11 protein-coding genes are annotated in these 9,226 nt (G+C 60.4%); 6 read left to right on the plus strand and 5 right to left on the minus strand.

Annotation, left to right across the window (positions count from 1 at the left end):
* Positions 1–32: 32 nt before the first annotated feature.
* Together AO064_RS20125 and AO064_RS20130 are read right to left on the minus strand one after the other, a co-directional pair.
* Positions 33–992: a diiron oxygenase gene (locus AO064_RS20125; RefSeq protein WP_046036719.1), complete on the minus strand. Its 960-nt coding sequence runs from the start codon at positions 990–992 to the stop codon at positions 33–35.
* A 79-nt stretch (positions 993–1,071) separates the two neighbouring features.
* Positions 1,072–1,857, minus strand: a complete 786-nt coding sequence (locus tag AO064_RS20130; RefSeq protein WP_043205189.1) for a crotonase/enoyl-CoA hydratase family protein — start codon at positions 1,855–1,857, stop codon at positions 1,072–1,074.
* A 107-nt stretch (positions 1,858–1,964) separates the two neighbouring features.
* On the opposite strand from AO064_RS20130, the gene AO064_RS20135 reads away from it, so the two are divergent.
* The 3 genes from AO064_RS20135 to AO064_RS20145 all read left to right on the plus strand — a co-directional run bounded on the left by AO064_RS20135 (position 1,965) and on the right by AO064_RS20145 (position 5,780).
* Positions 1,965–2,762, plus strand: coding sequence for an AraC family transcriptional regulator (locus tag AO064_RS20135; RefSeq protein ID WP_012723672.1), 798 nt, complete (start codon positions 1,965–1,967; stop codon positions 2,760–2,762).
* 103 nt (positions 2,763–2,865) lie between these two features.
* On the plus strand, positions 2,866–4,419 hold the full coding sequence (locus AO064_RS20140) for a DUF726 domain-containing protein (RefSeq protein ID WP_064054412.1): 1,554 nt from the start codon (positions 2,866–2,868) through the stop codon (positions 4,417–4,419).
* Between the two features lie 41 nt (positions 4,420–4,460).
* Positions 4,461–5,780: an Nramp family divalent metal transporter gene (locus tag AO064_RS20145; RefSeq protein ID WP_064054413.1), complete on the plus strand. Its 1,320-nt coding sequence runs from the start codon at positions 4,461–4,463 to the stop codon at positions 5,778–5,780.
* A 27-nt stretch (positions 5,781–5,807) separates the two neighbouring features.
* Here the strand turns inward: AO064_RS20145 and AO064_RS20150 are convergent, their stop codons facing one another.
* The 3 genes from AO064_RS20150 to AO064_RS20160 all read right to left on the minus strand — a co-directional run bounded on the left by AO064_RS20150 (position 5,808) and on the right by AO064_RS20160 (position 7,647).
* Complete coding sequence (locus tag AO064_RS20150) at positions 5,808–6,185, minus strand: type II toxin-antitoxin system VapC family toxin (RefSeq protein ID WP_012723675.1); 378 nt, start codon at positions 6,183–6,185, stop codon at positions 5,808–5,810.
* Positions 6,182–6,541, minus strand: coding sequence for a type II toxin-antitoxin system Phd/YefM family antitoxin (locus AO064_RS20155; protein WP_244159536.1), 360 nt, complete (start codon positions 6,539–6,541; stop codon positions 6,182–6,184). The genes AO064_RS20150 and AO064_RS20155 overlap by 4 nt, the downstream gene beginning before the upstream one ends.
* Before the next feature lie 173 nt (positions 6,542–6,714).
* Entirely contained in the window at positions 6,715–7,647 is a 933-nt protein-coding gene (locus tag AO064_RS20160; protein WP_064054414.1) for a LysR family transcriptional regulator, read from the minus strand.
* 118 nt (positions 7,648–7,765) lie between these two features.
* Here AO064_RS20160 and AO064_RS20165 point away from each other — a divergent pair, with 118 nt between their 5' ends.
* From AO064_RS20165 to AO064_RS20175, 3 genes are all read left to right on the plus strand, one after another.
* Entirely contained in the window at positions 7,766–8,254 is a 489-nt protein-coding gene (locus AO064_RS20165; RefSeq protein ID WP_064054415.1) for a DMT family transporter, read from the plus strand.
* A 4-nt stretch (positions 8,255–8,258) separates the two neighbouring features.
* A complete protein-coding gene (locus tag AO064_RS20170; RefSeq protein WP_064054416.1) occupies positions 8,259–8,711 on the plus strand; it encodes a DMT family transporter in 453 nt (150 codons plus the stop codon).
* Between the two features lie 89 nt (positions 8,712–8,800).
* Positions 8,801–8,971 (plus strand): metallothionein, encoded by a 171-nt coding sequence (locus AO064_RS20175; RefSeq protein ID WP_012723680.1) that lies wholly within the window; start codon positions 8,801–8,803, stop codon positions 8,969–8,971.
* The last annotated feature ends 255 nt before the right edge of the window (positions 8,972–9,226 follow it).

Consider the following 9,226-nt stretch of genomic DNA (forward strand, 5'->3'; position numbering starts at 1 on the left):
TTGAATTTGTAGTGATCAGCGACACGCTGGGTTCAAACGGTGATGACCGGTTCGTTCATCCCATGCAGCTCAGGCAGCACCGCTTCGGGGCGTATACCGATGGAACTGAGGATCTCGGGCATGGCCGAGTAGTCCGCTTCGCCGGTCTCGGTGAATTGAGTCGGCAACAGCAGTGAGCGATCACCGAACACTTCAAGCAGCTGCGGCAGGATGATTCGCCACGCCGAAATCTCGCGCATCGGGAAGATCCGGATGGAGTTGGCGATGCCGCGGGTGAACAGCGTGGTTTGCTGCGGGGTGAAGTCACCCACCACCTGCTGCACGAACAGCGGGAAGATGTGTTTGTGCACCAGCTCGTCTTTTTTATGCAGGGCCACCACGTGACGAAACACCGGCTGGATGTCCGGCGCGTCACTGAGGTCGGCCAGGTAGTCGCTGATAAAGGTTTCCGAGACCAGCGAGAACGCCAGGCGGTAGATTTTGAAGTCCGCCTCGGACATCGTGGCCTGGGCCTGGCTGAGGTGGCGGGTCAGTTCCAGCTCCGGCCATTTAATGCGCATGCCGCGCTGGGTAATCGCCAGCTCACACATGTTGATCGAGAACAGTGTGTGGTAGGCCTCATCCGCCAGGGTTTCGGAAATCGTCGCGGCGCTGGCCGAGCTCAGGCGCGAGCCCAGCTGCAGCAGGTCGATGCAGGACGGGCAGATGATTTCGGTTTCGATGGCGATGGTTTTCTGGTTGTAGATCACCCAGCCGGCCGACAGGATCAGCAACTTCAGGGCATGGGGGTAGTGTTGGTAGTGCGGGTCATGGGCGAAAGGTAACAGGGCCTCGAGAAAGTCCGGCGCTTGCAGGTCAAGCTGGATATCCGGGCGTTGGGAGTCGAGCTTGATCTGTGCGCGTTTGTGCCAGCTGCGTTCGATTTTGATCAATCGTTCATCGGTCGCGTCATTGCTGCGATAAAGATCGTCTTGAGTGCTGTGCTGAAACATGGTTTCACCGGTTGATAGTGAGTTGTGAAGGCCATCCATGGTTTGCCGAGGTGCGCTCGGCAACGTTCACGACCGGGAGTTACACCGCTGGCGCGGTCTGGATCTTGTCCTTCTTGCGATCCAGGAAATCCGCCAGGCGATCCTGTGTGCGGGTGTCGGAAGACACCACGGCGGCAATCAAGGCTTCCGTCATCAGCCCGTCCTGCTGGCTTTGATCAACAATGCGTGGCAACACATGGGTCACCGCGTAATTGGTCATGGGCAGGTTGCCGGCGATCTTGTGCGCCAATTCGGTGGCCTTGAGCACCGCCTGGCCGACCGGCACCAGGTACTGGGCCACGCCGCGCTCGTAGCTTTCCTTGGCGTAGAGCGTGCGGCCGGTGAGCATCATGTCGGTCATCAGGGCAATGCCGGCGATGCGTGGGAAGCGCACCGAGGCGCCGACGCCGACATACAGGCCGCGCATCGCTTCGGGCAGCGAGAAGAAGGCGCTGTCATCGACCACGCGCAGGCTGCAGGCGGTGGCAATCTCCAGGCCGCCACCGATGGCGGCACCGGTAATGGCGGCTACCACGGGCACCTTGCCGAACTGGATCAGTTCGAAGGTCTTGTGCCATTCGCGAAAGGCCTGGACGTTATCGATGACCGACTGGTCGCGGATTTCCGACAGGTCCAACCCCGTGCAGAAATGCTGGCTGGTGCTGTAGAGCACTGCAGCACCAATACCTTCTGGGATGTGGGTGAAGGTCTCGCGCAGTTCGTGCATGACTTCCAGCGACATGGCGTTGCGCTTCTGCGGGCGGTTGAGTCCCACCATCAAAACAGCGCCGTCCACGCGTACGTCCAAGTAGTTTTTGACAGTCATTTTCCGAATATCCCTTCGATATGAACCCAACTTGGGGAGCGATGATTCTAGGTGGCGGTGTGGTGGCCCGCTTGCTATGTCAGGTCATACTTTGACAAAATCGGGCCATGCCGCCGACCTTCACCTTTTCGCCTTACAAACCGGACAGCCCCGAAGCGGTGGTGACGTTGCGCGAGTACCCGTCCGGCACAGTATTTCCACGCCACACTCACCGACGCGGGCAGTTCGCCTACGCCTCCACAGGCGCGTTGAAAATGTTCACCGACCTGGGTAATTGGGTCGTGCCGCCCCAGCGGGCGATCTGGGTGCCGGGTGGGGTGTCGCATGAGATGCACATGCGCGGCGACGTGGTGATGCTCAACACCTACTTGGACGACGCCGCCGCCCGGCGCGCCGGGTTGCAGGACTATTGCCAGGTGTTTGGCGTCTCGCCGCTGCTGCGTCATCTATTGGAAGCGGCGCTGGCGATTGGGCCATCGGCCTCGCCCAGCGTGCGTGATTGTTGTGTGCTGACCCTGCTGATCGACGAAATCGGCACGATGCCCGAGTTGCCGTTGAGTGCGCCGCTGCCGTCGGAATCGCGCCTGGCCCGTTCTTGTCAGCGCTTCCTTGACGCGCCCACGCAGAAAATCTCGATTGGCGAGATGGCCGATTGGTCGAGCATGAGCCGGCGTACCTTCACGCGTAATTTTCGTGAATGCACGGGCATGACCTTTGTGTCGTGGCGCCAACAGGTTTGCCTGCTGGAAGCCACTGCGCGGCTCAGCCATGGCTCGTCCATCACCGATGTGGCCTTCGAGCTGGGGTTCAGCAGCTCCAGTGCGTTCACCTCGGTGTTTCGCCGTAACCTGGGGGATTCACCGGCGCGTTACCTGGCCAAGTCCAAGGCCGCTTCCATCTTCTGAAAGGAAGAGGGGGCCAACGTGGTGCCTTTTCCCCCAGCGGTACGGCGTTGAGCCGCGCCCTTTGTTACTATCGCCGTCCCTTGTCACCAGGAGTCACCGCCCCATGCAGCACCAGTGGGATGAAATGCACCGCACCCGCAAGCCCACGTTCCTACTGTGCGGCGAGCCTCAGGGCGATGTGCTCAATCTCTATGTTCACGGTTATTCGGCGTTCTTCAACCGGCAACAACTGGGCAGCTTCAAGGCGCAGTTGGCGGGCATCGAAGGCTCGACCAATCTGATGCTGTTCTGGCCGGCGGGGCATTTCCTGGAAAACCTGTTTGCGCCCTTCAAGGACGTCATGGGCGCGATGCTCGGCGGTGGTAGCCTGGGCGCGGCGACCGTCGGCGTGGGCAAGGCGATTGCCTATTTTCTCGACCACTACAAAAGCGTCGAGGCGCGGGTGGACGAAGTCGCGAGGAGCCTGCTGCCTGAACTGGCTAACTACCTGCACGGCGAGTCCCTGGCAGTCCGGCGTATCAATCTGATCGGCCATTCCCTTGGCGCGCGCATTCTGGTCAAGAGCCTGCTGGCCAGCCCTGAGGCCGCCCGCGAGCTGCCATTGGACAATCTGTTGCTGATGGGCGGGGCGATCTGCACATCGAGCCCGTGGGACGACGTCTCGGCGCCGCTTAAAGGGCGTGTGATCAACTGCCACTCCAGCAAAGACTGGGCCTTGGCGCTGAAACCTGACACTGAACGGTGTATCGGCCGCTATGCGATCCCGGTGACGCCGGCGCTCAAGGCCAAGGTCACCAACGTGCACTTGGCGACGTTCGATCACGCCGCCTATTGGCCGCAGTTGCAGACGGTGGTGCAGTACACCGACCTGCTGCACGAGCGACGCGGCATGATCCGTTCCGACCAGCGCAGCCCTGAAGTACGGTTTGCCGAAGAGGACGCGGAGCTGTTCCCGGCGCTGGTGCAGGCGCGGCCCGAAGAGTTGAAGTTCCTCGCCGAACTGATGGCGCAAAAACGCAGTGCATCTATAGACGGTAATGTCCGCGAGCCCCTCAAGCTGGCCATCGAGTTGCAGCGCATGGGCGGTGACAGCTTCATGAACATGGCCCGCGGGCACGGCGTGAGTTATCGCCAGATCGCCGAAGATGTGGTGCAACGGCTGGGTATCAAGTTCGACGAGTCTCTGGATACCGTTGAGTTGGCCGAGCTCGAGGCCCGGGTCGCCGAGAAGCTCATTGAGCAGTACAAAGACAAACTCAGCAACGCTGACCGCCAGGTGTTCGACGCGGAACTCAAGGCCGCCGCGCAGAAGGAGCAGGGGTTGTTCAGCCGGTTCGATGTCGGCCGATCGGCCACCACCGCGTTGAGCGGCACGGCGCTGGCGGGGCTGACCGGGTTTATCCTGCGTCGTGGTGCGGCCACGGCTATTCCTGTGGTCGGCCAGGCCCTGGCTGCGGCGATGCTGCTGGTGAGCGGGGTGCGTGCGTTTTCCGGTCCGGCGTATTCGATCACCACCCTGGCGGTGCTGGTGATTGGTGTGATTTGCCAGCGCATGGAGCGTGAAGCGCTGAACCAGGAGATGGACCTGGTGGTGCAAGTGGTAGAGACGTTCGACCTGCCACGGGAGACGGTGATGCGCACGGTCGCGTCCGACTGATAAGCTGCGTCTCTATCGAGTGTGTTTGCCTGGGATACCGTGTGAAATTCAGCCTGCCAAAAATCGCTACCGCCCCGTTTTGCCCGCCGGAAGTGGCTGGCTCCGTTGCCGTTGACCCCAAGGCTTCGTTCTTCAAGCGCATGCTGATGTTCGCCGGCCCGGGCCTGCTGATTTCCATTGGTTACATGGACCCCGGCAACTGGGCCACGGCCATCGAAGCCGGCTCGCGCTACGGTTACAGCCTGTTGTTCGTGGTGCTGCTGGCCAGCCTGGCGGGGATGGCGGTGCAGTGCCTGTGCTCGCGGTTGGGCATCGCCACCGGCAAAGACCTGGCGCAACTGTGTCGCGAGCGCTATAGCAAGCGCTCCGCACGCACCCAATGGGTGCTCGCGGAAATCTCCATCATTGCCACCGACCTTGCCGAAGTGCTCGGCTGTGCGCTGGCTTTTCACCTGCTGCTGGGGGTGTCGCTGACCACCGGCATTGTCATCACTGCCTTCGATACCTTACTGATCCTTGCCCTGCAAAATCGCGGTTTCCGCCGTCTGGAAGCGATCATGCTGGCGCTGGTGGCGACCATCGGCGTGTGCTTTTTTATCGAGTTGGTATTGATCAAACCTTACTGGCCGGACGTGTTCAGCGGTTTCACCCCATCGCTGTCGGCCATCAGCGATGCTGCGCCCCTGTACCTGGCCATCGGTATTCTCGGGGCCACGGTGATGCCGCATAACCTCTACCTGCACAGCTCCATCGTGCAAACCCGCCTGATCGGCAAGGACCTGGCCAGCAAACAGGACGCGGTCAAGCTGGCGCGCATCGACACCATCGGCTCACTGGCCCTGGCCCTGCTGGTCAACGCCGCGATCCTGGTGCTCGCCGCTGCCGCCTTCCATAAGACTGGCCACACCGATGTGGTCGAAATCCAGGACGCCTACCACCTGCTCGACCCCCTGGTGGGCGGCGCGTTCGCCAGCATCCTGTTCGGCATCGCCTTGCTGGCGTCCGGGCAAAGCTCAACCTTCACCGGCACCATCGCCGGGCAGGTGATCATGGAGGGCTACCTCAACCTGCGCATTCCCTGCTGGCAGCGGCGCCTGATCACCCGTGGGCTGGCGCTGATCCCGGCGTTCCTGGGGGTATGGCTGATGGGCGACGATGCCATCGGCAAGCTGCTGATCCTCAGCCAGGTGGTGCTCAGCCTGCAGTTGCCGTTCGCGCTGTATCCATTGATCCGCATGACCGGCGATAAACAGTTGATGGGGCCGTTCGTGAATCGGTTGCCGACACGGTTATTGGCGTGGTTCCTGTTTGCGGTGATCAGTGGGGCGAATGCCTGGCTGATTGGGCAGTGGGTGTTCTGATCGAAGCGGTGCAGCCATTGAAATGATCTAAACCAGGATCGCCAAGGACGTGTATTGGGCGACTTGCGGATCGGCCGTCAACAGCTTCATCGGTTCGCTCATGGCTGTTGCCACGATGAGCCGATCAAAAGGATCTTTGTGATGATGCTCAAGATCCTTAACCGCGATGGCATGTTCTGAGGTGACGGGCAGTTCGACGAATCCGCTTTCGAGGCAGTACTCACGGATTTCCTCCAGATCTACAGTGAGTTTCCCCAGGCCGACCTTGATTGCCATCTCCCAGAATGTTGCAGCGCTGATGTAAATCTCTGCTGCATTCTCAATCAGCTTCCTGGCTTTGCTGGACAGCTTCGGGTCTTCAGTCAGCGCCCAGAGCAGGATATGGGTATCCAACAACACTCTCATGGACGGCTGCCTTCAAAGGCATCCAGTAGATCGTCAGGCAACGCTGCATCGAAGTCTTCGGGAATGACGAGCTTACCTTTCATAGCTCCGATTCGCCGACCCTTGGATTTCCCGAGGGGCACAAGCTGTGCCATCGCACGTCCATGCTTGGCAATGGTAATGACCTTGCCCGCGGCGGCCTCATCAACCAATTTCGACAGATTATTTTTAGCTTCACCCAGAGGAACGGTAATCATGTGGTTGCCCCCATATTTTGGCCAAATATAGCCAAAACTATGTGCGCTATCAAAGATGGCACGACCGCCGGTTGAAGCGACTCGCTCATAGCGCGATATTTTCTGGTACGTGACTTCCATGGCAGATCTCTCATGGCAGATCTCTCAAAAAGATGCCCTCAAAGTCTGCCGCAACATACCCAGCCGAGAAATACTGGCCCAAAAATTCAGAACGGACCTACCTATTGCTGTAGGGGGATTTACTTCGTAGCTGGGTTCTTTTCGACAGCTTGGTTCTCCTCGACCCTGACAGGTCACCGATCCCAATACGGCACCCCCCCAAAGCATTCCACAAAGTAATCAATCACCGTCCGCACTTTCAGCGACAAGCGCCGGCTGCCCGGCCACAGTGCCGCAATCTGCTGCGGCTCCAGGGTAGTCGCCACTTCATACTCCGTCAGCACCGCCTGCAACGTGCCCGCACGCAAGCCTTCGCCGATCAACCAGGAAGGAAACACCACCAGCCCCAGCCCTTGCTCGGCGGCGTGGGTCAGGGTGTCGGCGTGGTTACCGGTGATTGGGCCCTTGACGCTATAAGGCGTCCACTCAGCCTGGCCCTTGCGGAAAAACCAGCGTTGCTGGCCGGTGATGCCTTTGTAGGCCAGGCACTGGTGGTTGATCAGTTCGTCAGGGTGTTGGGGCGTGCCGTGCCGAGCCAGGTAGGCGGGGCTGGCGGCGAGGCGAAAGCGCTGGGGCGCGAAGATGCGTGCCTGCATGCTGGAGTCGTTGAGCACGCCGATACGGAACAGGAGGTCGGTGCCATCTTGCAGTGGGTCGACGTAGGTGTCGGTTTGCTGGATATCCAGTTGCAGCTTGGGGTAGCGCCGGCACAATTCGCCCAGCCAAGGGGAAATGTGGCGCTGGCCGAAGACCATCGGCGCATTGATGCGCACCAGTCCGCTGGGTTCGCTTTCCTGTTCCTGCAGGGCCTGGCCGGCGGCTTCCAGTTGTTCCAGCATCAACCGCGCATGCCGCCCGAGCAGGCGCCCGGCCTCGGTGGGGCTGACCGCGCGGGTGTGGCGATACAGTAACTGTTGGCCGAGCGCCTGTTCCATCAACTGTATTTGCCGGGAAATGGAGGAGGGCGCCAGGCCCTCGCGGCGTGCCACTTCGGAGAAGCTGCCAAAGTCCAGCACGGCGACAAACAGGCGTAGCGCCTTGAAACTCAATTCATTCAAGCCTTGCATCACGTCTCCAGTCTGTGCGTTTTACGCAAAGGTGTTGTCGGCATTCTCCCATTTATCGCACAGGACGGCCACTGGATAATGCGCGCCATCCAATCCTTTGTTGATGTGCAGGTGATGTATGCAAGCAAGTTCTCTCGAGGGCGTGGCGCACGCCAAGCCGAAAAATAAAGGCCTACGGCTGCTGTTGTTGCCGCTGGTGATCCTGGCCGGCATGGGCCTGTCGGTGGAGGCGGGTTTGCTGGGACCTTTGGGTGTGCAGGTAGGGCATTTGTGGGCGACGTTGAGCATCTTCGGTGTCGGTTCGGCGATCCTGTTTTTGCTGCTGCTGTTCAGCGGCCCGCAAAAGGGCCCGGCGCTGTCCGAGCTGCCGCGCTGGCAGTTGATCGGCGGCTTCCTGGGGCCGATCTACGTGGTGGTGCTGACGCTGGCCACGCCGCATATCGGTATCGCGATGACCATGATCGCGATTTTGTCCGGGCAGGTTGGCAAGAGCGTGCTCATCGATCATTTCGGCTGGTTTGGCGCGGCGCGCAAGCGCGTCAATAGCGAGCGCTGGATTGCCCTGGCGCTGATTGTGGTGGCACTTGTTTTGATTGCACGAGGTTAAGGCGATGAATCTGATTCTGTTACTGGTCGTGGTGGTTGCCGCAGGGGCGGTATTGAGCGTGCAGGCCGCCATCAATGGGCGCCTGGGCCAAACGGTAGGTGTATTGCGTGGCAGCCTGGTGACCTTCGTGGTGGGCGCGATTGTCACCGCGTTGCTGATTCTGTTCTTTGAGCCCGCCCAGGCGGTGAGCCTGCTGGACGTGCCGAAATGGCAACTCACCGGCGCACTGTTCGGCGTGGTCTACATGATGGTGATGGTCGGCGCAGTGCCAGTGGTCGGTACGGCTGTTGCCACGGTCGCGGTCATCGTCGGTCAATTGGGCATGGGCATGCTGATCGACAACTTCGGCTGGCTGGGCAACCCGGCCATCGAACTGTCGGGCAGCCGGGTCGTGGCAATGGCGTGTTTGGCGCTGGCGCTGGTGTTCATGTACCGCAGCAATACCCGCACCGACTGATGGTTTGAACCATCGACGACGGGCCGCAGTCACTGCTTAAGGTGCCGGCGCCCGCCGCACCTGGACGACCATGAAGAAGGAGTCTGACCATGCCAGATGAAACCTGTGCCTGCCCACACTGCAAGTGTGTGCTGGGTGTTGACGCGGTAATGAAGGACGGTAAAGGCTATTGCTGCCAAGGCTGTGCCGAGCACCATGCCCATGGTGAACCGTGTTCGGCGGCCACCGGCTGCGAGTGCGCCAAGTCGGCCAAGGGCTGAACGCAGTCAAAAATGTGGGGCTGGCTTGCCGGCGATGGCGGTGAGTCAGTCACCTTGGATCATCGATTGACACCCCCTCATCGCAGCAGAGGTATCTACATAACACTGTAACAACCACGCTAACCCTAACCCTAACCACGATGCGAAGCGAGCCGCTGTTGATCTTGATCCGGCTTTTGATCTCAGGCGCCCCGTCAAACACGCTGGCCGGAATTCGACAGGGATTTGGGGGGTAAACCGGCAGGGATGCCGGTT

Source organism: Pseudomonas marginalis, from assembly GCF_001645105.1.
Lineage (GTDB): Bacteria > Pseudomonadota > Gammaproteobacteria > Pseudomonadales > Pseudomonadaceae > Aquipseudomonas > Aquipseudomonas petroselini.

Coding starts and splice junctions, on each gene's coding strand:
- AO064_RS20150 (WP_012723675.1), bottom strand. CDS start 6,185: ATGAGAGTGTTGTTGGATACCCATATCCTGCTCTGGGCGCTGACTGAA.
- AO064_RS20160 (WP_064054414.1), bottom strand. CDS start 7,647: ATGCAAGGCTTGAATGAATTGAGTTTCAAGGCGCTACGCCTGTTTGTC.
- AO064_RS20140 (WP_064054412.1), top strand. CDS start 2,866: ATGCAGCACCAGTGGGATGAAATGCACCGCACCCGCAAGCCCACGTTC.
- AO064_RS20135 (WP_012723672.1), top strand. CDS start 1,965: ATGCCGCCGACCTTCACCTTTTCGCCTTACAAACCGGACAGCCCCGAA.
- AO064_RS20125 (WP_046036719.1), bottom strand. CDS start 992: ATGTTTCAGCACAGCACTCAAGACGATCTTTATCGCAGCAATGACGCG.
- AO064_RS20170 (WP_064054416.1), top strand. CDS start 8,259: ATGAATCTGATTCTGTTACTGGTCGTGGTGGTTGCCGCAGGGGCGGTA.
- AO064_RS20155 (WP_244159536.1), bottom strand. CDS start 6,541: ATGGAAGTCACGTACCAGAAAATATCGCGCTATGAGCGAGTCGCTTCA.
- AO064_RS20165 (WP_064054415.1), top strand. CDS start 7,766: ATGCAAGCAAGTTCTCTCGAGGGCGTGGCGCACGCCAAGCCGAAAAAT.
- AO064_RS20175 (WP_012723680.1), top strand. CDS start 8,801: ATGCCAGATGAAACCTGTGCCTGCCCACACTGCAAGTGTGTGCTGGGT.
- AO064_RS20130 (WP_043205189.1), bottom strand. CDS start 1,857: ATGACTGTCAAAAACTACTTGGACGTACGCGTGGACGGCGCTGTTTTG.